Source organism: Rossellomorea sp. SC111, assembly GCF_024733565.1.
Taxonomy (GTDB): Bacteria; Bacillota; Bacilli; order Bacillales; family Bacillaceae_B; genus Rossellomorea.
This window is the reverse complement of the sequence record NZ_JANIOC010000011.1, coordinates 126,534-153,532: the sequence shown is the minus strand read 5'-3', so window position 1 is coordinate 153,532 and position 26,999 is coordinate 126,534. Positions and strand designations below refer to the sequence as shown.

Here is a 26,999-nt window from a genome sequence, read left to right as displayed (position 1 = left end):
GTTCACACCGGCATTTCAGTACATCAACTGGACACTTTGGACCCGATTAAGAAAAGTTTACCAACATACAGGAAAGGGTAGAGTGGCTAATAATTTACAAAGGGGGATGCTGTAACGATGATAGCAAACTATACAAAGACGTCTTCAACTCGGAATCTATGGGCTGGTATCTTATTTGGGATGGGGATTGTGGCATTTATCGATGAAGCTGTATTTCATCAGTTGCTTCATTGGCATCATTTTTATGACAAGTCCACCACCTCGATCGGGCTCATATCTGATGGTTTTTTCCATGCATTTAGCTGGTTTGCTACTATCGGGGGGTTGTTTATGTTTGCTGACTTACGCCGTAAAAAGGGGCTGTGGAAGAAAAGATGGTGGGGAGGCATTTTGCTTGGAGCAGGAGGTTTTCAATTGTATGACGGGACAGTGCAACATAAGCTGATGGGGCTTCATCAGATCCGTTATGTGGAGAATCTCCTTATGTATGATGTGGTCTGGAATGCGAGTGCGGCTGCTATGATTCTTGTCGGGATCGTAATGGTTGTAAATACGAGATATAAAAAATATGAGAATACCGCAAATGCAAACTGATCATTCTATCTTAAACATATCCCAAGTCGTGGGATCGAATTCTCAAATCCTTCTAGCCGTTCCTTTTATAGTTTTATTAGTACTGTACCTCCTTGCTGTGGTAGTTTCCAATCGGAAGCATAAAAAATGGCCGGTTTCCCGTACAATCCTATGGGTCATCGGTGTCGGCTGTGCATTGGTAGCTGTATCAGGACCAGTGGCTCAGCGGGCACATATGGAGTTTTCTTTTCATATGCTTGGTCATCTGCTTTTAGGAATGCTGGCCCCTCTTCTCATGGTACTCGCTGCGCCGGTAACACTTACCCTGCGGACGTTGCCAGTCACCCTTGCCAGGAGACTGTCCTACATACTTAAAAGCCGCATTATGGGAATGGTGAGTGACCCCATTGTCGCTGCCATCCTCAATATTGGAGGTCTGTGGGTTCTTTATACCACCAGTTTGTACGAGGCAATGCATCACAATATACTCCTATATCTATTCATACACATCCACGTCTTCCTGGCCGGATATCTCTTTACAATATCCATGATTTATATTGATCCGGCCCCGCATAGAACAGGATATATTTACAGAGGCATTGTATTGATCCTTGCCTTGAGCGGTCATGGCATTTTGTCTAAATACATATATGCCCACCCTCCGATCGGAATACCCCTTGAGCAGGCACAGAGTGGAGGGATGCTTATGTATTATGGAGGTGATATGATTGATTTGATTCTGATCGTAATCTTTTGTTATCAGTGGTATAAGGCTGTACGGCCGGGAATGAAGATACGTAAGAGCAAAGACAATAAAAATTTCGAGGAGCCACAGCCGTTTAAAGGCTAATTCCAATCATAAGGGTATAAGCACCTAGGTTTAGGGTGCTCTTTTCTTTATTGAAAAGTATACTTTCAACCTATACAAAAAAATCGTCAATCATTGTACATGCTCACCCATCTGGGCTTCTGCATACAGTAGGCTTGAGGAGGGATGCAATATGTATTTTCAACGACGCTATCCGGTTTATCCAACAGCATATGAATGCTACCCATTTGGAACAGAAGTAAGAAACGATTATGAAGATATGTTTTTACCTCATACTTATCAGCAATACGTTCCATACCAAGATTACTATCCGCAGAACTATTCTTTTCAGGGGTATGCTTCAGAGCCTGTTTACACGGATCCATTTGACTCTCGTGCCAACTGGAGGGAATGGGAGGATCTTGGGGCACCGCCACGGGGGATGAAGGGTTCACCTGCCGTTGCATCCTGGCAGGCAAACCGGCTGGATACGTTTGTCAGAAGTGAAAACGATAGAATGTATCATAAGTGGTGGGACGGTTCCCGCTGGAGTAATTGGGAGGACCTCGGAGCTCCAAGACGGGGATTAAAGAGTTCGCCCGCTGCCGTATCGTGGGGCAGAAACAGGATTGACACCTTAGTAAGGGGGAACCGGGATACTCTCTTTCATAAATGGTGGGACGGCAGAAGTTGGAGTGAATGGGAAGACCTTGGAGGGCCGCCACGGGGCTTCAAGGGAGATCCGGCGGTATCATCATGGTCAGCCAATCGACTGGATGTGTTCGTTCAAGGATACGACAATAATCTTTGGCATAAATGGTGGGACGGACGGAACTGGAGTCAATGGGAGAATCTCGGCGCTCCAAGAGGTGGCTTGAGGGATTCACCAGGTGCCGTATCATGGGGGCCAAACCGGATCGATTGCTTTGTACGTGGAAACAATGACCGGATGTGGCATAAGTGGTGGAACGGTTCACGATGGAGTAATTGGGAAGATCTCGGATCGCCGCCGCGTGGCTTTGAAGGGGCTCCGGCAGCATCTTCATGGGCAACCAATCGAATCGACACCTTCGTACGTGGAGACAATAACAATATGTGGCACAAATGGTGGAACGGTTCCCGTTGGAGCAAGTGGGAGGATCTTGGGGCACCACGGGGAGGCGTGCGTTCCTCACCGGGAGTCGTTTCCTGGGGACCAAACCGGGTGGACGCCTTTGTCAGGGGAAGAAATGACCATATGTGGCATAAGTGGTATGCCTGATCAACGGAACCATCCCTGCGTGTAAAAAGGGATGGTTTTTTAATGTCAGGAAGTTAAGATTATGTTATTATTTGGTAAAATGAGGGAGGATGCGGTTGACCATGGTAGAAGAGATTGATGATATCAGACTGGCGAAAAAGGAAGTCATCGATCTCCATGGCCGTCACTGTAAATATGAAGTCCTGTTAAAGAAAAAACCGGTGTGATTTGTCATCACACCGGGATTTTCGTTTAACTGGATTTTCTTTTAGGATGAGCTTCCATCATCGGCATGTATTCGTTGAAATAATGATTTGTCTCCGAAACGATGACTTTATAGAGTAATAGTAATGCAATCAGATTCGGTATCATCATCAAGGCATTGGACATGTCGGCAAAGGCCCATACCAGGTTTAGATTCGCCACTGCCCCAAGCCCAGTCGCAAAAATATAAATAAGCCTGTAGGAGTTGGCAAATCGATAGTTTGTCAAATACTCGAAGCATTTCTCTCCGTACATGTACCATCCGACGATCGTCGAGAATCCGAAGAAGATGACAGAGAAGGATACGATATATTCACCGACTATACCAAGGGCATGTCCAAATGCGGCGCTCGTCAATGCCCCGCCATCAAGGCTTGGAGCGTGCTCGACACCAGATATCGCTCCGCCTGTCGGATCCCAGAAGCCTGTGATCAACAGGACCAGGCCGGTCATCGTACACACGACGATCGTGACGATGAATGTTCCTGTCATGGCGACAAGGGCCTGCTTGACCGGGTGGTCGGTTTTCGCATTACCGGCAATAAGTGCTGCCGTACCAAGACCTGCTTCGTTTGAGAAGATTCCTCTTGATACTCCACTGCGGATTGCTTCTGAAATAATGATCCCTGTAAATCCACCTGCAGCTGCCACAGGATTGAATGCGTAGAAGAAAATCATTTTAAACGCTGGGATGATCATATCGTAATTTAAGACGATAATCAGAAGTGAACCACCGATGTACAGGAACGCCATGACCGGGACAAAGAAAGAAGCGACGGTACTGATCCGCTGAATCCCTCCGAAGATAATCAATCCTGTCAGGACAGCGAGAACGATTCCTGTTACCAGATTGTTAATGTGAAAGCTGGTACTCATGACGTCTGCAATCGTATTAGACTGCACGCTGTTCCCGATGCCGAGAGCGGCGAATGCACCGAACAATGCGAATGCCACTGCCAGCCACTTCCACTTGCTTCCGAGGCCCTTTTCTACATAATACATAGGACCACCGGAGTATTCCCCGTTTTTATTTTTCACACGGTATTTCATGGCAAGCAGGGCTTCTGCGTATTTCGTTGCCATTCCGAGCAGGCCGACGATCCACATCCAGAAGATCGCCCCGGGCCCCCCGATGGTCAGTGCCGTTGCCACTCCTGCAATGTTCCCATTTCCAATCGTTGCAGATAAAGCCGTCATCAGCGTTTTGAAGTTACTGATATCCCCTTCTGATTGATCAGAGGATGCGGAAGGCTTCTCTTTCGTGAAAGCAAGTTTAAAAGCATACATCAGTTTACGGAACTGAAGTCCTTTCAGCATAAATGTTAAGAATAGACCTGTACCGAATAATAGTACTAAACTTGGTGTCCCCCATAAGAATGAATTAATCTTGTCTAGCACATCTAACATAGAATCCTCCTTGTCATCTCGTGTTGTAAACGTTTTCTTTGTGAGTTTCCATCTACTATTTATATAGTATTCCGAACAATCTGTCCATAACAATTGTCGAATTTCCAGAGATTGAGCCTTTTTCAGTAGGGACGGACCTCGGTTTCAGGTGAATAATGGAAGAGTACAGTAAAAAAAAAACGTGGAAACCGCATAGTGAAAGGGACGGAGCTCATATCAGCAGGACGTTTGAGTCACGTCTTTGCTTGATTTTTGAGGTCCGTCCCTCTGCATCATATGAGTGTCACGATTAGTATGACCAGGAGTGGTCCGATGAGGACGATGTATCCCAGTGGTCTTGCGAAGTTCAGGGTCCAGCCTACTCCAAAGCGTTTTTCGACGAAGATGGAAGGGTCTTCGGGATTGAAGTAGAAGAGGCCGCCTTTCCAGTATTGATCATCATCAGCGTTGATCACATCACCGGAGCTTTCATCGATGATTTCAACATCGAGGTCTGAATCCTTTTTCCCCACTTTAATGGCGAGTATGACTGTCCCAATCAGGACGAGTGCAGAGAAGGCAAGTGGCATCGTGATGATCAGCAGTTCACCGACACTATTTTCGTACAAAGTGGTGAACTGCAGGAATGTAAACAGCATGGAAACCAGGATGGAGATGAAGAACAACAGCCAGCTCGTGTACTTGCGAAGGCGCAGCTGACGGACGCGGGATGACTCGACATTCCCTGCGCTCAGCTTGATGCCGGAATTTCTTGTAAGCTCATTGATCCCAAGGAACATGGCATTCATCACCAATAGCACAATAGGAAGGGTTAAAGCGGAAAGATACGTTTTACCGGTGAAAGCATCGGGCTTGCCATCCGGTCCCCAGTGGGTAGGGATCTGGTCCGGGAGGCTGGTGTAATGTAATAAAGTGAATACCACTAACCCTACTGTGATGACCATGGGGACGGTATACACGATCCATGGGAGCATTTCATCTTTCGTTCTGATGTTCAACTCAGAAACGCGAACTTGTTTGCGGTCCTTGAACCACTGCTCTTGCTTTTTCATCTGCGTCACTTTCATATGAAAATAAAAATAAAGGGCCATCGACAAGAATAAGATGACAAAGGGCATAAATAATCCCGCAAATATGAGGTGATTTTCGGTGATGGTGTTCATCGATGCCCAAATGAAATAGGTGACCAACACGATTATTGAGATGAACAATGTCAGGGTGGCATAAAGTTTTTTATAATGACGAAGTTGAACATTTTTCACCTCATCAACAGGAATGGTTACACCGAACACCACCGTTCGTTTTACAATGAAAGGAACTGCCATTTGAAGTGCTGCCAGAAAGCCTACTGTGACGAAAATAATTGTCATTTCCATTTTTTAATCCCCCTTAACGTTTGAAATGATGGATGCGACCAATTCGGCAATCTCTTTTTCGCTCATGCCGGCGACCAGTGATTCGACGACTATCGGCCTTAATCCTTCTGAAATCTGATTCAACCTTTGCGGTGGAATCGTTCCCTCGGAAGGTGAACAAATGACCGCACCCGACTTCGGAACAATCCGGATCACTCCTTTGCTTTCCAATTCATGATAGCTTTTATTCACGGTATGCATGTTCACACCAAGGTCACCCGCGAGACTTCGTACAGAAGGAAGGATATCTCCCGGAAGCAATTCACTCCTGACAATCCCTTCCATGATTCCGTTTGTTACCTGAGCATAAATCGGAGTATCCGATTGAGGTTCAATTTGGATAAACAAAGTGTCACCCCCTAGTTTTGTTATATGTTAAGTATAACAGAATTGTTCTAGTATGGGTATAACAAAAATGCGGAAATCCCAAAAAAAGTTAGTGGGGTGGGTGATTTCCCGTTATACTTTGATTATAGAAATGATGGAGGAGAAGAACAGGTGAGAAATAAAAAAATTCGCGGGTTGAAAAGAAGGACGGATTCCATGGTTAAGAGAATTGAAGAGGAAACGAAATGTTTTCCTGATCAATTTATACATGGATATTGGCATTTACCATTACCTGCTGGCAGGGGTTTTATTTCCTCGAGCAAAACCCCTTTTAAAATGAAACGATTGTGGGTACAAACATTGCTTGATAGAAGTGAACGTTTGATCATATTAAAAACCGAGAAAGAAATGCAAACAAGGGTCATTGTAGTGATTGATCCTTCAGATTTATGGAACTCCCACCTCATTGTTTTTAATCAAGAAGATGCCTTCAAGGCTTTTTTTGATCGGAACTTCGTGGATCAGAAATGGATACCGCAGGTAATGAACGGAAAGTTATTGAAAGCATGGAAAATTAAGATTCCGAGGAGTTTAGAGTCCGTAAGCTATTTGGAAAAGATCATGGACGAAGATATAGGCTCTAGAGAGAGGGAACTTTGGTTTTTGGGGGAATTTACATAAAAAGTATAGTAGTTTAAAGGTTCCAGCGTGTTATGAAGTTTAACAGGTATATTGCTGAAATGAAATTTGTAATCTTTAATAAAGAGAATAATAGATACGCGGGGGAAGGTGGCCATAATGAATGAAGATTTGGAAATTATTGAACTGACAACCATAGATGAGCATATAGTTGAGCTTTCTCATCTATTAAGGACAGTCGTGGACGACGGGGCGTCGATAGGTTTTTTATCCCCAATGGAACATTCTACTGCGGTGGAGTTCTGGGGGCATGCACTTCGTCCTCATATGATCCTTTATATAGCATGGGTAGAGGAAGCCATTGCAGGAACTGTGCAGCTTCATCTTTGCACCAAACAAAACGGTACCCACAGAGCCGAAATCGCCAAGATGATGGTCGACCCCCAATTCCGCCAAAAAGGCATCGCCAAAAAACTCATGCAAACCGCAGAGAAAAGAGCGAAAGAAGAGGGAAGGACCTTGCTCATTCTCGATACGGTAAAAGGTGCGCCTTCTAATCATTTGTACACCTCCCTAGGGTTCGTAAAGGGAGGACATATACCAGATTACGCCACCTCGCCTTACGGGGAACTAGAGGCGACTATCATTTATTATAAGCACATTTAGAATGTATAGGGACGGACGTCAAAATAGACTCGTATTTAACTGAAGTTATCACCAGTAGAGGTCCGTCCCTCCATTTATAGTAAAATAGAATCAGAAACTAATATCTGTCTGGTTCGTATGTGTAGATAGCAAAGAAGTTTTGAGGAGGAAGACATGAGGGAGAAGCGTTCGTTTTTGATTTTAGTATTGTGTTTGTGGAGCAGTTTACTGTTTGTGACGGCATGCAGTGACTCGAATGCCGGCAGTGGGGAAACGAAAGCCGATAAAAGAGAAGAAGATCCGTATGAAAAAGAAGTAAAGAAAATGAACGAAGAGATAGGGGAAGAGGAGCCTCTGAAACTCACATCTTATAGCGAGGAAATCGGTGTCACAATTGATGAGCCAGCATATAAAGAATTCGCTGCAAATGGAAAGGTGAGCGTGAAGGGGGAAGTTGAAAAGTATCAAGATCTGAAATCGGACTTTGCCTGGATTAAAGTCAGGGCTAGTGAAGAAGGACCTGCAGGAAGGCAACTCGAATATTACACACCGATCGAAGACGGCAAGTTCCAGCAGGATATCCATTTTTTTAACGGGGAAGGGGAGTATAGTGTCTCTGTGCAGCTCCCGAGTAAGGACCGTGAGAATTACTACTATGATACAGCATCTTTTACCGTCCATAATGTAAATCCGGATGCCAATAGGGATGTGACCTTGACGCCGTTTGGCCAGGATGCTGAACTTTCATTAAAAACCAAATCCAGCTATGTCAAAGGGAGAGAAGTCTTCTCTTTAAAAGGAACGGCAGCTAACCTCTCGGATGAAGACACGATCATGCTCAGACTAAAGAAGGACTCAGATAACTGGAAGCATGTCATCCCCGTGGAGGATGGCGAATTTAACTATGATGTCCCCTTGTTTTACGGAAAAGGGGTTCATGAGCTTGAAGTGCTGGTTCCGGATGGAGACCGTGAGAATTACTACCAGACGGCGACCACTCTTCTCATAAATAACGAGTCAGACCGGCTGATGAGTCCCATTGAGTATGCGGATACTTATCGTGAGCGGGGAGTGACCCTCGAATCTCCTCAGTTTGGAGGTGAAGAGTCGGATGGCCAATACAAGATCAAAGGAAGCATCGACCCGAAAGCAGAATTCGGCCAGGAAACGACGCATATTTATATCACTACGAAAAAGGGGGAAGACGAAGCACTGGACGTCATACCTGTCGAAGATTTCACCTTTGATGATTCGTTTTACCTTCGCTTTGGACCGGGTACATATGAAGTGACCCTCAGCGTACCTGAAATAAAGGAAGAGAACAGTGATTTCTTCAGGTTTTTCGGTTTTGCAAAGTTTGAAGTGGAATCCACAGGTGAAGACATGCGGGACCTACTGCCTTCACGGGGTGTTCAGTCAGATTCACCTGAAATCAAGAAGCAGGCAGAAACCGTCACTTCAGGAAAATCAAGTGACAGGGACAAGGCAAAAGCCATCTATGATTATGTCGCAAAGAATGTTTCGTATGATGTGGAAAAATATGAAAATGATGATTTCAATTGGGATGACAGTGCATTGAAAACACTGAAATCCAAAACCGGTGTGTGCCAGGATTATGCGTACCTGGCGATTGCCATGCTTCGTGCCAGCGATATTGAGGCAAGATTCGTGGAAGGCAGGGCAGGGGGCATTTTCCCGGGAAGGCATGCGTGGTTGGAAGCGAATCTTGACGGAGAATGGGTGACCCTGGATCCGACATGGGGATCCGGTTATTTGAAGGACGGTAAGTTTGTTCCGGCCTTTAATGAAGATTATTTCGATCCGGATATGAATGAATTTAAGAAGACGCATACACGGACGGGTGTGTCGTATTGAATGAAGAACCAACTCTTAATAGCAGGAGTTGGTTCTTTTTTAAGTGCGACAGGAAATTTTTAGCTGTATTGAGAATGATAGCCATAAATAGTACACTTGGATAAGTAGAAATTCTAAATTCAGGAGCGTAATGATGTTTTTTACACAAAATAAGAAAACAGTCCTCATACTTTTTATTACCATGATCTTCTTAGAAATCCTCGATTTTTCATGGAAGGTAATCGATCAATCTAATGGTGAAGGGTCACTATTTCTTCACACAAGTTTAGTATCCTGTATGCTTGCTCTATTGTTCATCTTATTCAGGGGGAATTGGAGTGCTTCAAGGGAACTATCCAACAGCAATAAGAATTTAAACAATATTTTCGAGACGCTGGATGTTGCCATCTGGTCCCATGATTTGAAATCAGATGTTCTATTGATCACTCCGGGCATTGAAAAGTTGTATGGATATCCATTGAAGGATTTCTATCAGGATACACTTCTGTGGAAAAAAGTGATTTATCCTGAGGACATGCCGGTATTGGAAGAGAGAGCGAAGAAGCTTGGTTCAGGTCAGGCATGTGTGAGCATTTACCGGATCATTTGGCCTGATGGCCAGGTTCGCTGGATCCAGGACAGGGGAATTCCGACATTGGATGAAGATGGGGAAATGACTTCTTTTACGAGTGTGTTGTTTGATATCACCAACCGAAAGGAAAGTGAAGATCAATATCGCAGTTTAGTAGACTTGTCCCCGGATATCATTGCAGTGATCAGTGACCAAACGTTTTATTATATCAATGAGGCGGGAAGCAGACTGATAGGTGCAGATGGCCCGGCAGACATCCTAAACCAAAATGTCTCCAAATTTACCAGTGCTGAAAATATCAGGAGGGTTAGGGAAGAGACCTATGGTTCTACCTCAGGTGAACGTTTTGAACTGACTGTTTACCGCCTTAACGGTGAAGAGATAGAATTGGAGATTTCTGCTATGCCCATTTTATATGGCGGAAGGATGGCCATTCAGTTGGTTGGCCGGGATATTACAAATCGAAAGAAAGCTGAGAAAACGATTCATACCATGGCCTATTATGATTCACTGACCGGTCTTCCGAATCGCAATAAATTCAAACAACATTTAAGCGGATCTTTACGTGATAATCCGGATCAATTGATGGCGATATTATTTTTGGATCTGGATCGCTTTAAAGTCATCAACGATACAAAAGGGCATTCGACCGGAGATTCCATATTGAGGAAGGTCGCCTTTCGATTGGAAAAGGTGTTAAGTGACAAAGGGATTGTGTTCAGACAAGGAGGGGATGAATTTATTATTATTCTCTCCAATATGAATGAACGGGAAGTTGCAGAAACCACGAAAGAAATTTTACAAAGTTTCATAAGTCCGATCTTCATTCAGGAACAGGAATTCTTTGTCACCCCGAGTATCGGTATCAGTATGTATCCAAAGGATGGGAGAGACGAGGAGAGTTTAATCAAACAAGCTGACACAGCCATGTATTTAGCCAAGGAGCGGGGGAAGAACAACTATCAGTTCTATTATCCCGAACTCGAAAAGGCTTCTTCAAGAAATATGGAGATTGAAAATGGACTCCGAAAGGTATTGGAATTCGATCAATTATGCCTCCATTATCAGCCGAAGGTAGATCTCGATACCCTTAATATAATTGGTGTAGAAGCGTTGATACGTTGGGAGCATCCTACATTGGGAATGATCTCTCCGGCTGAGTTTATTCCGCTGGCAGAAGAGACCGGGTTGATCATTCCGATCGGGGAGTGGGTTTTGAGAGAGGCTTGTAGACAAAGCAAAGAGTGGGAAGAGACCGGAATGGGCATTATTCCTGTTGCTGTCAATATATCCGTCAGACAGATTAAGGATGGCGGGTTTGTTGAAATGGTAAAAGAAATTTTATCGGAATATAAATTTAAGCCGGACCGACTTGAGCTGGAAATAACAGAGAGCATTATGCAGGACTTTGAAATATCAACGAAAGTTCTCAATAAGTTGAAAAAGGTGGGTGTCATGATTTCAATGGATGACTTTGGAACGGGTTACTCGTCATTAAGTAATTTAAGACACTTACCGATCGACAGCATCAAAATCGATAAATCCTTCGTGGATGATATTATGGAAGACTCCAATCAGGTTTCCATTGTCAAAGCCATCATCGATATGAGTCAAAATATGAACTTTATAACCATAGCAGAAGGCATAGAAATGGAAAATCAAATGTTGTTCCTGAAGCGGAATGGCTGTCAAATCGGGCAGGGATATCATTTTAGCAGGCCATTGCCCCCATCTGAGTTACGATTATCTTTGACCGGGGAGAGAGCGACGCAATGATTTAAGTGAGGGACGGACCTCCAATTTCGTGATAAACCCCAGGGGTTTATTGCTTATTGGAGGTCCGTCCCTCTTTTCGATAGAGAAATGTTAGACTTATATAGTTAATGTCTAGAATTTAGTGGGGATGATAGTGGATAAGACTACGAGGGGCAGGGAGTTTCATTTGGCTCCTGGTTACCACAGCCAGAAAGGAGGTCTCTAAAGTAGAAAGATGAAGACTGTAGAAAACAAAAACAACATCGATCCAGCTTCAGGTGCCATCATTATGGCTATTGGAATCTTTCTTTATGCTGCCATTGATGCTTTTACCTGGGTGAACCACATCACTGCAAAAATACTGAGTGTTTCCTTAATTGTGCTGACTGCCATTATATATAAATCTCTTATTAAGCAGTTGTTAACTAAATCAGATAGAATTCTTTTACTAACGAAGCCTGTACCTTCATTCGTCATGGGATCATGGATTGCGGGTATTTCGGTATTGAGTAATGTGATCGTCAAATATTTTCCCGATATGAGCGTGGCGGTTCAGGCAGTCATGTTACTCAATACATTGATGTGGCTCGGTTTTATGGCAAGCTGCGTCTGTCGGTTTAAAGAGTTGTTGAAACGGCCGGCCGCACATCCCATTCATGGTGTTGTGTTACTGTCTACCGTTGCTACCCAGTCAGTTGTGATTTTTTGGGTGAAGCTTTATCCTTCTCTTCCAGAGGGGTTGCTGATTGGGGCGATATCCCTGGGAGCCTTTTATTATTTGATAGGGATTAAGCTGATGATCGTTCGTTATGGCAGAGGAAGCCGTTGGACACTCATTGATGATTGGCCAAGTACAAATTGTATCATCCACGGAGCTTTATCCATTACAGGCCTTGCCATCGTGTCTTCTGAGATGTTGTCCGGAAGGATTATCATGATTTTTTGGCTGTTTGTATTTTTCCTTCTGATTGGAGTGGAATGGTTGGAGATGGTGAGAGCAGTCAAGCGGATTCAGAAACTGGGGTGGAAAAAGGGGATCTTTACCTATCATATTAGTCAGTGGTCGCGGAATTTCACCTTCGGAATGTTCTATGCTTTTACGATTACCATGCATGATAATCCTTATTATTTGAATCGTTTTTATCCGTTTCATGAAGGATTTTTACATGTTTGGGCGTGGATTGTGTGTCTGTTTCTCATAGCCGAGGTTGGTTTATGGGTGGGGTCAAATCGATATTTGCTTGAAAGAAAGAGTAAGGAGCATGTGTCTTGAGTACATTTATCTTGTTTATGGCTATCATTTTATGTGCATCCATATTGCAAACGAGTACAGGGTTCGGATTTTCCATCATGGCTACACCTTTTCTATTGCTGTTATATCCACCTAAAGAAGCGATCCAGATTAATTTGATCTTATCCCTTGTGATTTCTTTGGCACTGATTGTGAAAATCAGGCGGGATATTGACTTTTCATTTGTAAAAAGGTTTGTAATCGGGAGCATTCCCGGCTTATTCCTGGGGATAGTGGTTTTTACTCTTATTGATATGAGTCTTCTAAAGATAGTGATCAGCCTGGTCATCATACTTCTCACGATTTTCCTTATCATGAATTTCCGCATCAGGCAGTCGACCGGACGGGACTTTCTGGCAGGGGGATTGTCGGGCGTGCTGACCACAAGTATCGGGATGCCCGGTCCGCCTCTGCTTCTCTATTTTTCAGGCACCGGGACAAGGAAAGAGAAACTTCGGGGAACGACCCTTGCCTTTTATCTGTTCATCTATCTCGTCAGTCTAGGAATCCAGGTGGTAGTTGCAGGAACCTCTCTGACCGTTTGGGAATCAAGCCTGCAAGCATTACCCGCAGTAGCTGTTGGGCTCGTGTCAGGACAAGCCTTATTCAGCAAAATAAATCAAAAGCTCTTTCAAATCGTTACCTACATACTCCTCCTATTTACAGGCATCTATCTTTTGATAGAAACCCTTATTTGAGGGACGGACCTTCAATCAGCGAATGACCGAATGGTATTCTGCCGATTTAGAGGTCCGTCCCTCTTACATATCCTCCAGAACTTCTTTTAGGACTATGGCATGGTTGTGCTTTTCATCTTTTGCTCCGTAGAGAAGAACGACCCGTTCATTTTCTGCCATTTCCTTCAGTTCCCGCAGTTTTTTTTGTTTGTCTTCATCTTGATGGAGTTCTTCTTTATAGGATTGTTTGAACTTCTCGAACTTTTCGGGGTCATGGTTAAACCACTTCCGTAGAGAGGGGCTGGGTGTAATCTCTTTCATCCACTCTTGAAGGTTTGCATCTTCTTTCGATATTCCACGGGGCCAGACACGGTCGATCAAGATACGGTGACCTCCCAATCGGGGAGGTTCATCATAGATTCGTTTCAACATGATAGACATCGTAAACCCTCCTTCTATTTACAGGATAAATGGGAATGGGGAAAGAAGCAACGGTACTCATTCCACATCATCCAAACAACAAGGTCCGTCCCTCATGTGTTTGTAGTATTTCTGTTATAATTGTTAAAAAATTCAAAAAATAAGGAGGGTTTTGGATGGGTAATGGGGTCAAAGTTGATGGGGTATCTAAGATATATAAAGGTGAAGGTGTAAAGACTCATGCTTTATTGAATGTAACGGCTGAGTTTCAGGAGGGGGAATGCGTCTCAGTCGGAGGTCCGTCCCTAATTTTGAAATTCATTCTTCACAACTTATGAAAATTAAGTTATTATATAAAAAACTTAATTAAATGAGGTTTAATGTTATGGATGCTTATGATAAGAAAATTTTAGATGCAATTATGCAAGACTCCAGGGTTAAATGGTCCGATTTGGCAGCAACGATCGGACTAAGTGCCCCGGCAACGGCGGATAGGGTCAATCGTCTTATAGAAAAGGGTGTAATCAAGCAATTTGGAGCCATCCTGGATGCTGCCAGCTTGGGATATGAACTGACTGCCTTTGTAGCTGTATCACTGGAACGTCCGGAGCATCGAGAACCTTTTCTTCAATTGATCAATGAGTTGGTTGAAGTCCAGGAATGCCACCATATTGCAGGAGAAGATGACTATCTCCTGAAAATCCGGAGCAGGAACACGAAAGATCTTGATCGTATCATCAGTCATGAAATAAAAAGTCTTCACGGGATAATCCGGACGAAGACCACGATTGTGATGGATTCTCTTAAAGAGAGTACTATTTTGCCACTGCCATCAGGTACGCTTTCTTCAGAATAAGGAGAGAAAACAATGACTTCTGTATTATTATTTTTTAAAAGTCTTATGATTGGAGTGGCCATCGCGGCACCAGTTGGGCCAATCGGAATTCTTTGTATTCAAAGGACATTGACTTACGGAAAAAGGATAGGTTTCCTTTCAGGTTTGGGGGCCGCCACAGCAGATGCCCTTTTCGGCTTGATTGCCGTTATGGGCCTGACAATGGTTTCCGGGTTCCTTCTGGATCATCAGTTCTGGATTCAACTATGGGGAGGGGTATTCCTTTTGCTTTTAGGGTTGAAGACATTCATCTCCCAACCTGCTGTAATGATGCTGGGTGAACCTGGTACCAATTCTTCGGTGAAAGGATTTGTGTCGGTTTTCTTATTAACGCTTACGAATCCAATGACAATCCTTGCTTTTATAGCGATCTTTGGAGTTTTCCGGGTGGCAGGTTCAGAGGATTTTGTCACCGTCTTGACGGTAGTATCAGGCGTATTTTCAGGATCTGCGCTCTGGTGGTGGGGGCTTGCTTTAGTTGCCGGATGGATCGGAAGCAGGGTCGGACCTGCTTCATTAAAGCTGATAAACCGAGCGGCGGGTATCGTCCTAACGATTTTCAGTGTGCTCTTTTTAATCGATCTGTTATAACCGGGATATTTATGAAGAAGGGATCAACACATCATGTTATTACTTAAAAGCTTTATTCTGGGATTTTCTGTTTCGGCACCGGTTGGCCCGATTGGGTTGCTTTGCATACAAAGGGTATTATCTCGAGGCGTCACTGCGGGGTTTTTGACGGGGCTCGGTGCTGCGACAGCCAATATCATTTATTCAAGCATCGCCGCTTTCGGATTTACCGTTGCTTCTGCATTCATGTTGGAACAGCAATTTTATTTAAAAATAATCGGAATGATATTTTTAGTCTATCTGGGAATCAAGACGTTTCATAAGAAACCCCCACAGGATTCGGCAAGAGTCAAAGGGGAGAGCTCATTTCAATTGTTTGCATCGACATTGCTCCTGATGATTACTAACCCTGTCACCATCGTCAACTTTGCTGCCATGTTTGCAGGTTTAGGGTTTTCAGGAGAAAGCAGTTCCCTTCAAATGGCGGTTTCCCTCATACTCGGCGTTTTTATGGGTGCGGTCACTTGGTGGCTTCTATTGAGTATAGGAGTAAACCTATTCAAAAAGAGCATTACTCCGCATCTTCCAATAGTCAATAAAACAGCAGGTATCCTCCTCATCCTGCTAGCATTTCTATCACTAGCATAAAAAGAGGGACGGACCTCTAAAACGGATCTTTACTTTACATAAGATACCCGAGTGGAGGTCCGTCCCTCTCTATATCCCCATTCTAAAACTCCCCATGCTCATTTCCCCACTCGTGCATGTGCTGAAGGATGGGCATGAGGGTCATGCCGAGGGCGGTCATGGAGTATTCGACTTTTGGGGGGATGGTGTCGTATTGGGTGCGGTTGATGAATCCTTCTTCTTCGAGTTCTTTCAGCTGCTGGCTCAGTACCTTGTGGGCAACACCCGGGAGAAGACGGCGCAATTCATTGTACCTGTGCGTCCCTTCCGTCCCGAGGTGCCAGAGGATGACCGTCTTCCATTTTCCGCCGATTTTCCGCAATGTGTACTCGATGGAACACTTCAATTTTCCGTGTTGATCGATGGGTGTATCCATATCTTTAACCCGTCCTTTCTTACCTAAAGGTTAGTTTCTCACAAAAAAGTGCATTCTTACATAAATCCGCTTCTCTTCGTATAATGAAGTCGAGTTAGATGAAGCTAATCAAAACGAAGGAGGAGTCAATCAATGTTACCATATCCAAGATCATTTTCTCATATAGGATTATCCGTCCAGATCCTTGAAGAAGCAATCAAATTTTACCAAGAGGTGTTCGGCTGGTATGTCATCATGGAACCCTCAGATGTCGAGAATGACGACACAGCCATCGGTCAGATGTGCCGCGATGTCTTCGGCAACGACTGGGATAAGTTCAGAATCGCCCATATGGCAACCGGTGATAAAATCGGAATCGAGCTATTTGAATTTCCGCATAATGAAAAGCCGGAGAATAACTTCGAATATTGGAAGACAGGATTATTCCATTTCTGTATCCAGGATCCCGATGTAGAAGGCATGGTCGAAAAGATCAAGCAGCACGGTGGAAAACAGCGTATGCCGGTACGTGAGTATTATCCAGGGGAAAAACCTTACCGCATGGTGTATGTGGAAGATCCATTCGGGAATATATTCGAAATCTATTCCCACAGCTATGAATTAACCTATTCCGATGGGGCTTACTGATGAATGCAAAAGGCACGTTCAATATTTGAGCGTGCCTTATTCTCTTTTGAAAGAGGTTTTCTGTTTCGAATGAAGAATGTAGTAGTGTAATATTCCATAAGTGAGAGAGGAAAACACAAATGAAAATCATTAAATTACAAAAGGGTTCAAGCAAGTTTGAACAAGCAGTGAACGTGTTCTGGGGACAATGGGGAAATGAGGATAACTACAGGTTCTACCACGATTGCATGTTTCATTCCTGTCATACCGAAGCAGACCTTCCCCGTTTTTATATCGCTGTCCATGAGGATGACATTATCGGCACGTACGCATTGTTAAGAAATGATCTCAACAGCCGTCAGGACCTGTATCCGTGGTTGGCGTGCCTGTATGTTCACCCTGACCAGAGAGGGGACGGACTTGGTTCTGCCCTGCTTGACCATGCTCTCCGGGAGGCACATAAAAAAGGGTACAACTGTCTTTACCTGACGACTGACCTGGAAGGGTATTATGAAAAATACGGCTGGACTCATTCGACAGAAGCCGTTGGGCCGGGTGGAGGCTCCATGAAAGTCTATCAAAAACAGACGAATATCTAAAAAAAGCAGCAAGGAGAATGCGATAAATCACATTCTCCTTGCTGCTTTTGTGTGAGGTCCGTCCCTCAAATGATTTTCTTCTGAACCAGGTCCATTGCATATCCGATGATGATGGCCACCATGGTGGGGGTGGTCCAGGCGAGTCCATTTGTACTCAGGGGGAGAACGCTCAGGACGGACTGGATTCCCTCGATTTGAATATTGAGGCTTGCGAGCATTTCGTATAAGGAAAAGACACCACCAATGCTGACACCATACACATACATCCTCCTGCTCTCCCCGAAGAAGTGCTGAAAGAGGGAAAGGGCTACGAGTACAATCGCCACCGGATAAATGAGAACAAGCAGCGGGGTGGCGACTTTTAGTATCATATTCAGTCCCAGGTTGGTCACGGCCATCCCGATCAGGATAAAAATCATGACATATGCTTTATATGAAAATCTTGGGTAAATCTCATGGAAAAAGCGCCCGCACGCATTTATCAGTCCGATGCATGTCGTTAAACAGGCAATCATCACAATCAAACCAAAAAGGAGATTGCCACTGTACCCAAATAGTTGCTGAGATGCTAACACGAGTATTTCAGCACCATTACTGATCGGGGCTTCATGGGGAATCACCCGCCCGATCCATCCAAGGGAAAGGTACACCATCACCAACCCGAAGGCGGCAATCATTCCTGCACTGATGGTTCCACGGATGAGCTCTTTTTTACCGGAGGCGCCTTTATCCTTTAGTCCATTGATGATGACAATGCCAAAAGCCAGGGCTGCCACGGCATCCATCGTGAAATACCCTTCAAGGAATCCTTTCAGGAACGGGGCTGATTGGAACTTTTCTGTCGCTTCCGCATCCATATAATCAAAGGTGAAAAAAGCCCGGATGCATAGTACAGCTAATACTATGAGTAATATGGGTGTTAAAAATTGTCCGACAAGATCAATCACTTTTTTAGGGTTGATGCTGAGTAAGTAGGTCAACCCAAAGAAAGCGATCGAGAATAATAATAAGGGCAGCCGACCTTCCACATTGACCATTTGCAAAAATCCCAATTCATACGCCACATTGGAAGCCCTTGGGATTCCGTAGAGAGCACCGATTGAGAGATAAATCACGATGGCAAAAACGATCCCGAAAACAGGGTGGACCCGTTCACCAATCGATAATAATCCATTTTTTGAAAGGGATACGGAAATGATCGTCAAAAAAGGCAGGAATACCGCCGTTAAAATAAATCCTGAAATCGCTGCAATGAAATGGATTCCGGATTCCATCCCGAGATATGGCGGGAATATTAAATTCCCTGCCCCAAAAAATAACGAAAAAAGCATAAATCCCGAAATCAGGACATCTCTTTTTCTCATACACACGCCTCCAAATTAATGACCGACTGATAGGCCTTCAGTCACATTTTACATAACACATGAAAAAACCCGCCCCTGATCAGGGACGAGTCCGAACTCGCATAACTAACCATATCCGTATGTTCCAAACTTTCGTAAGGAATGTGAAAGTGGATATATTCATACTTTTCTTCTTTTTTAAAATTTCATTAATACTCACAATCTAGCACAGGCCATTTGTATCGTCAATAAATTTTCCTACTATAATGTTAATTTCTTCTCTATCTACAGGTTATGCAAGCAGCGTGTCTGGAATATGTATATAGAAAAGGTAGGGGAGGTGGTTCCATGAAGCATGTTGCTGCGGCAATCTATCTTTCTTTCGGAATGCTATTCTTATTTTTACAAGGATTTGACGGGTTTACTGGACCGGAAAATATGAATTTTATTATTTTCTTATTCTTAATGGCAGGGGCATTGTATCTATACCGGGAAATCAGGGAACGTTTTCAAAAAAAATAGACAAAGGCACGCATGGGATGCGTGCCTTTGTCTGTGCTTACAATCCGAGGGAAATATACTTCACTTCCAGAAATTCTTCTATGCCCTGGTGACCGCCTTCACGGCCGAGGCCGCTTTGTTTGAATCCTCCGAATGGAGCCTGTGGAGTCGATGGCATCCCATCGTTCAATCCGACGATTCCGTATTCAAGTTGCTCACTGATCCGGATCCCCTTGGTGATATTCTCGGTGAATACATAGGCAGCGAGGCCGTAAATGGAGTCATTGGCCCGTTCGATCGCTTCCTCTTCGGTTTTGAAGGTGGTGATCGGAGCGACCGGACCGAATGTTTCGTCATTCATGCACAGCATGTCATCACTCACGTTCGTCAAGACAGTCGGTTCATAATATAGCCCTTCTATTCCTTTTCCTCCGTAGGCAACGGAAGCTCCTTTGTCTACGGCATCTTTCACATGCTTACGGACTTTTTCGATGGCATTTTCATCGATCAATGGACCGATATCGACGCCTTCTTCGAGCCCATTTCCTACTTTCAGCCCTTTCACTTTTTCAACCAGTTTTTCAGAAAAAGTATCTGCGATGGATTCATGGACATAAATCCGATTGGAACAGACGCAGGTTTGTCCGGCATTCCTGAATTTGGATGCGATGACTCCGTCAACGGCTTTTTCCAGGTCAGAGTCATCCATCACAATTACAGGGGCGTGGCCGCCAAGTTCAAGGGATATTTTCTTAACGGTGTCCGCAGATCCTTTCATCAGGACCTTTCCGACTTCCGTTGAACCGGTGAAGGTCAGTTTCCGGACGCGTGTATCTTCCATCCACGCTTCCCCGATGGATTTCGAATCACCTGTCACGACGTTGACGACGCCTTTCGGGATGCCGGCTTCTTCAGCAAGTGCAGCCATCTTTAACGCAGTCAAAGGGGTTTGATTTGCCGGTTTGATCACGACCGTACAGCCAGTGGCAAGTGCCGGTGCCACCTTGCGTGTGATCATTGCCGCAGGAAAGTTCCACGGTGTGATGACCGCTACCACCCCGACCGGCTGCTTATGGACGAATAATCGCTTGTTACGCTGAGTGGCAGGGATCTGTTCCCCGTAAACCCGCTTTCCTTCTTCAGCGTACCAGGAGATGAATCCATTGGCATATTGAATTTCGCCGAGTGCTTCTTTTAGCGGTTTTCCTTGCTCGATGGTCATCGTACGTGCAAGGTCCTCTTTGTTTTCATTAATAAGATCATACCATTTTCGGATGAGTTCACTTCGTTCGTATGCCGAAAATTGGGACCATTCCTTGAATGCCTCATGAGCGGCATCCACCGCCTTCGAAGCCTCTTTTTTACCTCCATTCGGAATGGTGGCGATCACTTCTGATGTGGCAGGATTGGTTACCTCTTTCTTTTCAAGATCCGATCCGGTTTGTTCTCCATTGATGATGAGATTGTAGTGTTGCATAGTGTTCCTCCTTTAGTAAGATAGATTCCCATATGCTTATGACTATGTAGTTTGTCTTAAATTTACAATAGTGTGAGGGAAGAATCCAGTAATAAACGTTAATGAATGACGATGGGCTATTCATAGTTTAAATACCCTAAATATGAGGGAAGATAAACAGTATGTTCTAAAACAAGGAGGACGTAATTATATGAAAGCCATCATCATCAACCAATATGGAGATAAAGAGGTATTACAGGAGAAAGAAATTGATAAGCCCGTAATCGGGGACAGTCAAATACTGTTGGAAAATCATGCAACATCCATCAACCCCATTGATTGGAAGGTACGGGCAGGATATTTAAAAGATATGCTGGACTTTGAATTTCCGATCATCCTGGGATGGGATGCAGCAGGAGTCATCGCCGAAAAAGGGAAGAATGTAAAAGGATTCGAAGTGGGTGACCGTGTATTTGCAAGACCGGCTACGACAAGGGAAGGTACCTATGCTGAGTATGTGGCAATAGATGAAGAACTGCTCGCTAAAATGCCTGAAAACATGAGCTTTGAAGAAGCGGCTGCGATTCCGCTGGCCGGATTGACCGCCTGGCAGTGCTTAGTCGACTTTGGTGAAATCAAAGAAGGAGATAAGGTGCTGATCCACGCAGGATCCGGCGGGGTAGGGAATTTTGCGATTCAGATTGCCAAAAGCTTCGGAGCACATGTCGCCACAACCGCAAGCGGTAAAAATGAAGAGTTCGTCAAGTCATTGGGAGCCAATCAATTCATCAATTATAAAGAAGAAGACTTTAGTGAAGTGTTACAAAGCTTCGACCTGGTGCTGGATACCATGGGCGGGGAAATACAGTCCAACAGCTATAAAGTCCTCAAGGAAAACGGAAAGCTCGTATCGATTGCACAGCCTCCGAATGAGGAGGAAGCAGCAAAGTATGGCGTGAAAGCTGAATTCCTATGGCTCGATCCCAAAGGAGAACAGCTTTCAAAGCTTGCCGACCTGTATGAATCGGGGCAATTAAAGCCAGTGCTAGGAGAAACATTCGAACTGAGTGAACAAGGGTTAAAAGACGCCCACGCCCTAAGTGAAACGCACCACGCAAAAGGGAAAATTGTGATCAAAGTGAAATAATTAAAGGAGGGACGGACCTGTAAATCATAGGTCCGTCCCTCTCCTACATAGTTTTAAGGAATTAATATAAGTTATAAGCTACCTGCCTGAAATGCTGATAGCGTTTAAAATCGATTGCTTAAGCTGAGGTGTGAGCTTTCTTAAGTCACCCACACTATAAATCCCTGCAAAGTATTGAATGATCATTCCATCTACAAATGAAACTAGAATTGAAGCTCCGGTCTTTGAATGAACAATAGGGAAGTTTCGATCGTGATCCACTTTAGAAAGCTTTTTTTGTAAATGAGTTATCATCCGATCAAATGACTGGCTAAATATCGTCTGATGAATGTCACCTCTGTTAACACGGCCCATTACAGATATAATCAATTCCATATTTTCTTCATTATACTCCCACGAATCATAGAGAAATGTTTCAATGAACTGTTCTATTGTGTTGCTTTCATTTAGGTTTAGTGCTTGTATGTAATTGTCTTCAAGCTTTTTTAATCCTGAATCTATTCCATATGTCCCCATTATACTACCCTCTTCCTTATCATTGTCATTTCACCTGGTTCCCCTGTTTGTTCAAGACTAAACATGTCTATTAAAATCTCATCATATCCCAGGAATGGATGGGAGAAGCGAGGAGGGACGGACCTTTGAAATCAAGGTCCGTCCCTCTTTTTTTACATCGATTATGTGGTGAAACAAATTCTTAAAATAATGTAAAGGACACTTGACGTCAAGTGTCCTTTACATTATGATATGGAAATATAAGGAGGTAGCTCTCTTTGAAAAATAAACTGGTAGAATACCGGAAGACGTTTGGATACTCACAGGAAAGATTGGCTGCGAGACTCAGAGTATCAAGACAAACCATCATTTCAATTGAAAAGGGAAAGTATGACCCTTCTTTGAATCTCGCTTTTCAGTTGGCAAAGGTATTTGATGTGTCTATTGAAGAGATTTTCGTTTATGAAGAGAAGGGAGGAAAGGAGTTGTGACGAAGAGTTATCTGATTATAGGCTGTATTATGGCACTACAGACTGCTTTCTTGTTTTTTGTAGGTATCATGGCAGGAAATTTTCCCTATTATGCTCTTAATCCACTGGCTTTGACTGTCATGAGTTTTTGTATGTACTATCTTTATCCACAATTCAAGGATAAGGATGAGCGAATGAAAGTGATAAGGGAGAAGGGGATCTTCTATTCGTACTTTGCCCTCTTATTTTTTTTCATCATCATCATGTCATCTCTGGGGATTGGCCTGATCGAACTCACAGCCTTGAACCTAATGTACATCATAACCAGCCTCACCATCATGACCGTATTCATATCCATGGTAATCATGGCGAAGATTTATTAATAATGAGGGACGGACCTTTGTGTCAAAGGTCCGTCCCTCCATTCAATCCGTTCGATTATTGACTTCATAGGCGGCACGGATGGCGGATTCGATTGCCCCTTCGACCCAGCCGTGAAAAGGGGATGTGTGTTCCCCTGCAAAATGGATGCGGTGTTCAGGTAAGTATAGATGGTCAGAAAAATCAGATGCCTGATTTGGAGCGAATAGCGTAAAACAACCGGCAGAAAATTGATTTTCTCCCCAGCTGTAGGAGGCGCCAGTAGTAAATTCTTTGTACACTTGCTCTCCATAAATTTTATAAAGCCCCTGGAGTGCTTCGCGAATCCGTTCTTCCTCAGGCAGGCTATTCCACAGGTTTGCATTTTGTCCCCAGCTGTAACTGCCCAGCATGACACCTGGACCTGCCACGCCTATTTTATGACTTGGTCGGTACGTATACCGGATGGGAAGATCCGTTATGATATTTCCAATTTTATAGGTTTCCCAAAACTTCGACTTGAATTCCAAGCCTATTTTTACTGACGAAACATAATTCAGTTCCCGTATCGCTTTCCATTTTTGAAAAGAAATCGAATGATAGGGATGCACATCAATGAATTGAAAAACTGAGTAAGGCACCGTAACGATGGTATAATCTCCTTCAAAGCGATGATAACGGTTGGTGGTTCGGTCTCTCGCTATAACTTCTACACCGTCATCCTTCTGAATAATTCCATGGACCTTTTGAGAATAGAAGATATTCTGTTGCAACTCTGGCAAGAAGGAGTAGGGAAGCTTATCATTCCCACCATCTATTTCATAAAACTTTAATTTATCATTGAATACGGTTCGAACAATATCAAGAAGAATATCAACGAATGATAGCTCGGGAAACCCTTCTATACCAAGGATGACTTTTACGATACGGATAGCTTCGGGTGAAAGGGAGGTTCCGATTGGATTGAACCTCAAGAAAACATCGAAAGAATAATGATCAAACTTCAATCGTAACCGTTCCTGTTCCTCTGGGCTAGCTTTTTCGTACAAGTCTAAAAAAGGTTTCACGGCGGAGGTTAATAACTCGATGGCTGTTTTGCCTTGTTCCTCAGGGGGGAAGGGATAGTTGAAAATACCCGGATTTGAATTGTAATTGGAATCTGTCGTTTGAACGCCATTTACGAGATACAGATCGCTCTTGTTGATGAACTCATTGGTAGGTAAGTTGAATTTACGAATATATTCAAATACTAAATCATGGGTTTCTGGAAATCGCATGGCACCGACATCCAGGTATTGGCCTTCTGAAAAAGGCTGTCGCAACGTATATACCCTTCCGCCAATCCGGTCATTTCCTTCAAGGATCGTAACGGAATGCCCTGCTTTTTTCAAAAGGGATCCTGCCACCAAGCCCGCCATACCTGCACCAATGATAATCACTTTACTTGGTTTTTGTGTGGGAGCCAATCCATTTTTAACGATGGATACCATATCATCAGGATAAGAAAGATCACCGTAATGATGATCATCAGCTCTGTTTCCCATCTCGTTCTCCCCCTTAAGCCGAAGCTGCATTATTTAAATATATGATAGGAGTGAAGGGAAATAGACGGGGCAGATGTGGTTTCAACTCTAATTTGTAAAAAATAAACAGGGACGAACCTTGAATTTAAAGGTCCGTCCCTCTTTGCTATTCTTCCTTACTTTCTACGATGTACTTCAGCTTAGACAACTTATTATTCCAGAACTGCTCGTAATAGGCGAGCCAGTCCTTTAATTGTGTCAAAGGTTCGGGATGAAGGCGATAAATTTTCTCTCTTCCGACCTTTTCCCCGCGGACCAATTCGGCTTCAGTAAGAATGGTAAGGTGCTTTGCAACGGCGGTCCTGCTCATCGGAAAATGGGAAGTCAAAGCCGAAATGGGCATCTCTTTTTCCGAAAGAAGACGAAGCACTTCACGACGGGTCGGATCTGCAATCGCATGGAATACATCATGTTTAACGGCAGACACTTATTCCTCCACCACCTTCCGAAGTCGCTGGTCCACAATGCCGACCCAGCCGTTCGCCATTCGTTCCCGTATAACGGAGCTTTTTTCGTTCGGTTTTGAAACAACTGCATCATCATGCTTCCAGCCACCATGAATCAGCGTGAATTCGGTTTGTGTCCCAATCTCTTTTAAAAGGAATGTAACGAACCAGCCATCCGTATCCCAGGAGAAGGACAGCTTATGAGGCTCATCAACTTCCAATACCTTACATGGGGACGGGCCGAAGGGGGACTGAATATGAAATTCATACCCGACTTCAGGTTGGAAATCATTAGGCATGAACCATGAGGAAATGCCTTCTGAAGTGGAAACGGTGTCCCATACCTTTTGGATGGGGGCATTGAAGAGGACGGTCTGGTTAATATCTTGAAGTTGGTTGCTTTGATTTGGTTTCAAATTTGTCGCCTGCTTTCTGTTATTAAATAACACCAATTGGTTTCGTTTTAATGTTATAACACCATATGGTTTCATGTCAATAAAAAGAGGAGATAGGTAAAAGAGTGTAGAAGTAATGTCTTGGTGAAGGTTAGTATCTGTATACTATGCCCAATTTATAAAGAAACCACCGGTCACGACATCGCACAGAATGACCGGAGTATATACAATCTGCATGGTACATTAGTTGAGACAGGAGAAGATAAACAATGGAAATGCTTCATAGGATGAATGACTGCATTCAGTATATAGAAGAGAATCTTGAAGGAGAGATCGAGATGGAGGAGCTTGCAAGGCTCTCATTGAACTCGAAGTTTCACTTTCAAAGGTTATTTTCTTTAGTTACAGGCTGCACTGTAGCTGATTACATCAGGAGGAGAAGGCTGACTCTTGCGGCTCAGGAACTGAATAATGCGAATGTAAAGGTCATTGATGTCGCTTTCAGGTATGGATATGAAACACCAGAATCTTTCTCGAAGGCATTTCGAAAAGCTCACGGTGTTTCCCCATCCCAGGTAAAAGAATCAGGAATTCCCTTGAAAGCATTCCCGCGTATATCCTTCCAAATCCAATTAAAAGGGGAAGTCGAAGTGAATTATAGAATCGTTGAAAAAGAAGCATTTCAGGTGATTGGAAAAGGGAAAAGAGTCTCAACCAGTAACGGTCAAAACTTGAAGGAGATTCCGTCATTTTGGGATGAGGTGAATACTTCGGGCTTGGACAGTGAAATTTGTGAGGCAGCAAATAATGATGAAATGCTCGGAATCTGCATGGAGTTTGATTATCCGAATGAAGAGTTTACCTATTTTATCGGGTCAGAAAAGAAAACTAATCATCATTCCTCACTGGAGGTTAAAGAGGTACCTGCTTCCACATGGGCAGTATTTGAATCGGTTGGTCCGATGCCGGAAGCGATCCAGGATGTGTGGAAGCGGATTTTCTCTGAATGGTTCCCTTCCACAGGATATGAGCATGGAGATGCACCGGAGTTTGAATTGTATCCACCGGGAAATCCGAATGACGAGGATTATAGATGTGAAGTTTGGGTTCCCATCATGAAGAAATAAAAAAGGGTGTAAATCTCAATTGAAAAAAATTAGACT

The 26,999-nt window shown here is 43.8% G+C and carries 30 protein-coding genes; 19 read left to right on the top strand and 11 right to left on the bottom strand.

The genetic code is table 11. From position 1 onward, the window contains the following. Positions 1-117: 117 nt before the first annotated feature. From NQ095_RS15680 to NQ095_RS15670, 3 genes are all read left to right on the top strand, one after another. Positions 118-594 carry a DUF2243 domain-containing protein gene (locus NQ095_RS15680; protein ID WP_258264395.1) on the top strand — a complete coding sequence of 159 codons (477 nt, stop codon included), beginning with the start codon at positions 118-120 and terminating at the stop codon, positions 592-594. Beyond that, entirely contained in the window at positions 584-1,423 is an 840-nt protein-coding gene (locus NQ095_RS15675; RefSeq protein WP_258264394.1) for a cytochrome c oxidase assembly protein, read from the top strand. The genes NQ095_RS15680 and NQ095_RS15675 overlap by 11 nt, the downstream gene beginning before the upstream one ends. A gap of 151 nt (positions 1,424-1,574) precedes the next feature. Continuing rightward, positions 1,575-2,642 (top strand): PLL family lectin, encoded by a 1,068-nt coding sequence (locus tag NQ095_RS15670; RefSeq protein WP_258264393.1) that lies wholly within the window; start codon positions 1,575-1,577, stop codon positions 2,640-2,642. 231 nt (positions 2,643-2,873) lie between these two features. Here NQ095_RS15670 and NQ095_RS15665 read toward each other — a convergent pair whose 3' ends face one another. The 3 genes from NQ095_RS15665 to NQ095_RS15655 form a co-directional block, all read right to left on the bottom strand. Further along, positions 2,874-4,292, bottom strand: a complete 1,419-nt coding sequence (locus NQ095_RS15665; RefSeq protein WP_258264392.1) for an alanine/glycine:cation symporter family protein — start codon at positions 4,290-4,292, stop codon at positions 2,874-2,876. Between the two features lie 272 nt (positions 4,293-4,564). Beyond that, complete coding sequence (locus NQ095_RS15660; protein ID WP_258264391.1) at positions 4,565-5,668, bottom strand: DUF1648 domain-containing protein; 1,104 nt, start codon at positions 5,666-5,668, stop codon at positions 4,565-4,567. A 3-nt stretch (positions 5,669-5,671) separates the two neighbouring features. Beyond that, positions 5,672-6,055: a GntR family transcriptional regulator gene (locus NQ095_RS15655; RefSeq protein WP_258264390.1), complete on the bottom strand. Its 384-nt coding sequence runs from the start codon at positions 6,053-6,055 to the stop codon at positions 5,672-5,674. 150 nt (positions 6,056-6,205) lie between these two features. Here NQ095_RS15655 and NQ095_RS15650 point away from each other — a divergent pair, with 150 nt between their 5' ends. The 6 genes from NQ095_RS15650 to NQ095_RS15625 all read left to right on the top strand — a co-directional run bounded on the left by NQ095_RS15650 (position 6,206) and on the right by NQ095_RS15625 (position 13,508). Continuing rightward, complete coding sequence (locus NQ095_RS15650; protein ID WP_258264389.1) at positions 6,206-6,715, top strand: DUF3916 domain-containing protein; 510 nt, start codon at positions 6,206-6,208, stop codon at positions 6,713-6,715. A gap of 117 nt (positions 6,716-6,832) precedes the next feature. Further along, positions 6,833-7,339, top strand: a complete 507-nt coding sequence (locus tag NQ095_RS15645) for a GNAT family N-acetyltransferase (RefSeq protein WP_258264388.1) — start codon at positions 6,833-6,835, stop codon at positions 7,337-7,339. A 153-nt stretch (positions 7,340-7,492) separates the two neighbouring features. Continuing rightward, complete coding sequence (locus NQ095_RS15640) at positions 7,493-9,193, top strand: transglutaminase domain-containing protein (RefSeq protein ID WP_258264387.1); 1,701 nt, start codon at positions 7,493-7,495, stop codon at positions 9,191-9,193. A 130-nt stretch (positions 9,194-9,323) separates the two neighbouring features. Next, entirely contained in the window at positions 9,324-11,540 is a 2,217-nt protein-coding gene (locus tag NQ095_RS15635; protein ID WP_258264386.1) for a sensor domain-containing protein, read from the top strand. 268 nt (positions 11,541-11,808) lie between these two features. After that, on the top strand, positions 11,809-12,792 hold the full coding sequence (locus NQ095_RS15630) for a TDT family transporter (protein WP_258264385.1): 984 nt from the start codon (positions 11,809-11,811) through the stop codon (positions 12,790-12,792). Further along, on the top strand, positions 12,789-13,508 hold the full coding sequence (locus tag NQ095_RS15625; protein WP_309137652.1) for a sulfite exporter TauE/SafE family protein: 720 nt from the start codon (positions 12,789-12,791) through the stop codon (positions 13,506-13,508). The genes NQ095_RS15630 and NQ095_RS15625 overlap by 4 nt, the downstream gene beginning before the upstream one ends. Positions 13,509-13,571: 63 nt before the next feature. Here NQ095_RS15625 and NQ095_RS15620 read toward each other — a convergent pair whose 3' ends face one another. Then, a complete protein-coding gene (locus tag NQ095_RS15620; RefSeq protein WP_258264384.1) occupies positions 13,572-13,928 on the bottom strand; it encodes a DUF488 domain-containing protein in 357 nt (118 codons plus the stop codon). Positions 13,929-14,292: 364 nt separating this feature from the next. On the opposite strand from NQ095_RS15620, the gene NQ095_RS15615 reads away from it, so the two are divergent. From NQ095_RS15615 to NQ095_RS15605, 3 genes are read left to right on the top strand one after another with little or no spacing between them, the layout of a single operon-like run. Further along, positions 14,293-14,763, top strand: a complete 471-nt coding sequence (locus NQ095_RS15615; protein WP_258264383.1) for an Lrp/AsnC family transcriptional regulator — start codon at positions 14,293-14,295, stop codon at positions 14,761-14,763. Between the two features lie 12 nt (positions 14,764-14,775). After that, positions 14,776-15,393 carry a LysE family translocator gene (locus NQ095_RS15610; protein WP_258264382.1) on the top strand — a complete coding sequence of 206 codons (618 nt, stop codon included), beginning with the start codon at positions 14,776-14,778 and terminating at the stop codon, positions 15,391-15,393. 33 nt (positions 15,394-15,426) lie between these two features. Beyond that, positions 15,427-16,020: a LysE family translocator gene (locus NQ095_RS15605; RefSeq protein WP_258264381.1), complete on the top strand. Its 594-nt coding sequence runs from the start codon at positions 15,427-15,429 to the stop codon at positions 16,018-16,020. Between the two features lie 82 nt (positions 16,021-16,102). On the opposite strand, the gene NQ095_RS15600 is transcribed toward NQ095_RS15605, so the two are convergent. Further along, positions 16,103-16,435: a winged helix-turn-helix transcriptional regulator gene (locus NQ095_RS15600; RefSeq protein WP_258264380.1), complete on the bottom strand. Its 333-nt coding sequence runs from the start codon at positions 16,433-16,435 to the stop codon at positions 16,103-16,105. A 132-nt stretch (positions 16,436-16,567) separates the two neighbouring features. On the opposite strand from NQ095_RS15600, the gene NQ095_RS15595 reads away from it, so the two are divergent. Continuing rightward, the gene (locus tag NQ095_RS15595) at positions 16,568-17,062 is read left to right on the top strand and encodes a lactoylglutathione lyase family protein (protein ID WP_258264379.1); all 495 of its coding nucleotides are present in this window, start codon (positions 16,568-16,570) and stop codon (positions 17,060-17,062) included. Positions 17,063-17,181: 119 nt separating this feature from the next. Next, positions 17,182-17,640 carry a GNAT family N-acetyltransferase gene (locus NQ095_RS15590; protein ID WP_258264378.1) on the top strand — a complete coding sequence of 153 codons (459 nt, stop codon included), beginning with the start codon at positions 17,182-17,184 and terminating at the stop codon, positions 17,638-17,640. Between the two features lie 65 nt (positions 17,641-17,705). On the opposite strand, the gene brnQ is transcribed toward NQ095_RS15590, so the two are convergent. After that, positions 17,706-19,004: a branched-chain amino acid transport system II carrier protein gene (brnQ, locus tag NQ095_RS15585; RefSeq protein ID WP_258264377.1), complete on the bottom strand. Its 1,299-nt coding sequence runs from the start codon at positions 19,002-19,004 to the stop codon at positions 17,706-17,708. Positions 19,005-19,331: 327 nt separating this feature from the next. Between brnQ and NQ095_RS15580 the strand changes: the two genes are divergently transcribed. Then, on the top strand, positions 19,332-19,505 hold the full coding sequence (locus NQ095_RS15580; protein ID WP_258264376.1) for a hypothetical protein: 174 nt from the start codon (positions 19,332-19,334) through the stop codon (positions 19,503-19,505). A gap of 37 nt (positions 19,506-19,542) precedes the next feature. Here NQ095_RS15580 and NQ095_RS15575 read toward each other — a convergent pair whose 3' ends face one another. Next, positions 19,543-20,961, bottom strand: a complete 1,419-nt coding sequence (locus NQ095_RS15575) for an NAD-dependent succinate-semialdehyde dehydrogenase (protein ID WP_258264375.1) — start codon at positions 20,959-20,961, stop codon at positions 19,543-19,545. Positions 20,962-21,151: 190 nt separating this feature from the next. Between NQ095_RS15575 and NQ095_RS15570 the strand changes: the two genes are divergently transcribed. Then, positions 21,152-22,087, top strand: coding sequence for an NADP-dependent oxidoreductase (locus tag NQ095_RS15570; protein WP_258264374.1), 936 nt, complete (start codon positions 21,152-21,154; stop codon positions 22,085-22,087). A 78-nt stretch (positions 22,088-22,165) separates the two neighbouring features. Here NQ095_RS15570 and NQ095_RS15565 read toward each other — a convergent pair whose 3' ends face one another. Then, positions 22,166-22,603, bottom strand: coding sequence for a hypothetical protein (locus NQ095_RS15565; RefSeq protein ID WP_258264373.1), 438 nt, complete (start codon positions 22,601-22,603; stop codon positions 22,166-22,168). A 257-nt stretch (positions 22,604-22,860) separates the two neighbouring features. Here NQ095_RS15565 and NQ095_RS15560 point away from each other — a divergent pair, with 257 nt between their 5' ends. Together NQ095_RS15560 and NQ095_RS15555 are read left to right on the top strand one after the other, a co-directional pair. Next, positions 22,861-23,073: a helix-turn-helix transcriptional regulator gene (locus NQ095_RS15560; protein ID WP_258264372.1), complete on the top strand. Its 213-nt coding sequence runs from the start codon at positions 22,861-22,863 to the stop codon at positions 23,071-23,073. Next, a complete protein-coding gene (locus NQ095_RS15555; protein WP_258264371.1) occupies positions 23,070-23,435 on the top strand; it encodes a permease in 366 nt (121 codons plus the stop codon). The genes NQ095_RS15560 and NQ095_RS15555 overlap by 4 nt, the downstream gene beginning before the upstream one ends. Positions 23,436-23,477: 42 nt before the next feature. Here NQ095_RS15555 and NQ095_RS15550 read toward each other — a convergent pair whose 3' ends face one another. From NQ095_RS15550 to NQ095_RS15540, 3 genes are all read right to left on the bottom strand, one after another. Continuing rightward, positions 23,478-24,956, bottom strand: a complete 1,479-nt coding sequence (locus NQ095_RS15550; RefSeq protein WP_258264370.1) for a flavin monoamine oxidase family protein — start codon at positions 24,954-24,956, stop codon at positions 23,478-23,480. Positions 24,957-25,101: 145 nt separating this feature from the next. Then, on the bottom strand, positions 25,102-25,422 hold the full coding sequence (locus tag NQ095_RS15545; protein ID WP_258264369.1) for an ArsR/SmtB family transcription factor: 321 nt from the start codon (positions 25,420-25,422) through the stop codon (positions 25,102-25,104). Next, positions 25,423-25,932: an SRPBCC family protein gene (locus NQ095_RS15540; protein ID WP_375162850.1), complete on the bottom strand. Its 510-nt coding sequence runs from the start codon at positions 25,930-25,932 to the stop codon at positions 25,423-25,425. Between the two features lie 173 nt (positions 25,933-26,105). On the opposite strand from NQ095_RS15540, the gene NQ095_RS15535 reads away from it, so the two are divergent. After that, positions 26,106-26,963, top strand: coding sequence for an AraC family transcriptional regulator (locus NQ095_RS15535; protein ID WP_258264368.1), 858 nt, complete (start codon positions 26,106-26,108; stop codon positions 26,961-26,963). Positions 26,964-26,999 lie beyond the last annotated feature (36 nt).

Coding starts and splice junctions, on each gene's coding strand:
- NQ095_RS15630 (WP_258264385.1), top strand. CDS start 11,809: ATGGCTATTGGAATCTTTCTTTATGCTGCCATTGATGCTTTTACCTGG.
- NQ095_RS15600 (WP_258264380.1), bottom strand. CDS start 16,435: ATGGATACACCCATCGATCAACACGGAAAATTGAAGTGTTCCATCGAG.
- NQ095_RS15610 (WP_258264382.1), top strand. CDS start 14,776: ATGACTTCTGTATTATTATTTTTTAAAAGTCTTATGATTGGAGTGGCC.
- NQ095_RS15535 (WP_258264368.1), top strand. CDS start 26,106: ATGGAAATGCTTCATAGGATGAATGACTGCATTCAGTATATAGAAGAG.
- NQ095_RS15570 (WP_258264374.1), top strand. CDS start 21,152: ATGAAAGCCATCATCATCAACCAATATGGAGATAAAGAGGTATTACAG.
- NQ095_RS15670 (WP_258264393.1), top strand. CDS start 1,575: ATGTATTTTCAACGACGCTATCCGGTTTATCCAACAGCATATGAATGC.
- brnQ (WP_258264377.1), bottom strand. CDS start 19,004: ATGAGAAAAAGAGATGTCCTGATTTCGGGATTTATGCTTTTTTCGTTA.
- NQ095_RS15565 (WP_258264373.1), bottom strand. CDS start 22,603: ATGGGGACATATGGAATAGATTCAGGATTAAAAAAGCTTGAAGACAAT.
- NQ095_RS15615 (WP_258264383.1), top strand. CDS start 14,293: ATGGATGCTTATGATAAGAAAATTTTAGATGCAATTATGCAAGACTCC.
- NQ095_RS15665 (WP_258264392.1), bottom strand. CDS start 4,292: ATGTTAGATGTGCTAGACAAGATTAATTCATTCTTATGGGGGACACCA.
- NQ095_RS15595 (WP_258264379.1), top strand. CDS start 16,568: ATGTTACCATATCCAAGATCATTTTCTCATATAGGATTATCCGTCCAG.
- NQ095_RS15640 (WP_258264387.1), top strand. CDS start 7,493: ATGAGGGAGAAGCGTTCGTTTTTGATTTTAGTATTGTGTTTGTGGAGC.
- NQ095_RS15675 (WP_258264394.1), top strand. CDS start 584: ATGCAAACTGATCATTCTATCTTAAACATATCCCAAGTCGTGGGATCG.
- NQ095_RS15590 (WP_258264378.1), top strand. CDS start 17,182: ATGAAAATCATTAAATTACAAAAGGGTTCAAGCAAGTTTGAACAAGCA.
- NQ095_RS15660 (WP_258264391.1), bottom strand. CDS start 5,668: ATGGAAATGACAATTATTTTCGTCACAGTAGGCTTTCTGGCAGCACTT.
- NQ095_RS15605 (WP_258264381.1), top strand. CDS start 15,427: ATGTTATTACTTAAAAGCTTTATTCTGGGATTTTCTGTTTCGGCACCG.
- NQ095_RS15540 (WP_375162850.1), bottom strand. CDS start 25,932: ATGAAACCATATGGTGTTATAACATTAAAACGAAACCAATTGGTGTTA.
- NQ095_RS15580 (WP_258264376.1), top strand. CDS start 19,332: ATGAAGCATGTTGCTGCGGCAATCTATCTTTCTTTCGGAATGCTATTC.
- NQ095_RS15575 (WP_258264375.1), bottom strand. CDS start 20,961: ATGCAACACTACAATCTCATCATCAATGGAGAACAAACCGGATCGGAT.
- NQ095_RS15645 (WP_258264388.1), top strand. CDS start 6,833: ATGAATGAAGATTTGGAAATTATTGAACTGACAACCATAGATGAGCAT.
- NQ095_RS15550 (WP_258264370.1), bottom strand. CDS start 24,956: ATGGGAAACAGAGCTGATGATCATCATTACGGTGATCTTTCTTATCCT.
- NQ095_RS15680 (WP_258264395.1), top strand. CDS start 118: ATGATAGCAAACTATACAAAGACGTCTTCAACTCGGAATCTATGGGCT.
- NQ095_RS15620 (WP_258264384.1), bottom strand. CDS start 13,928: ATGTCTATCATGTTGAAACGAATCTATGATGAACCTCCCCGATTGGGA.
- NQ095_RS15635 (WP_258264386.1), top strand. CDS start 9,324: ATGATGTTTTTTACACAAAATAAGAAAACAGTCCTCATACTTTTTATT.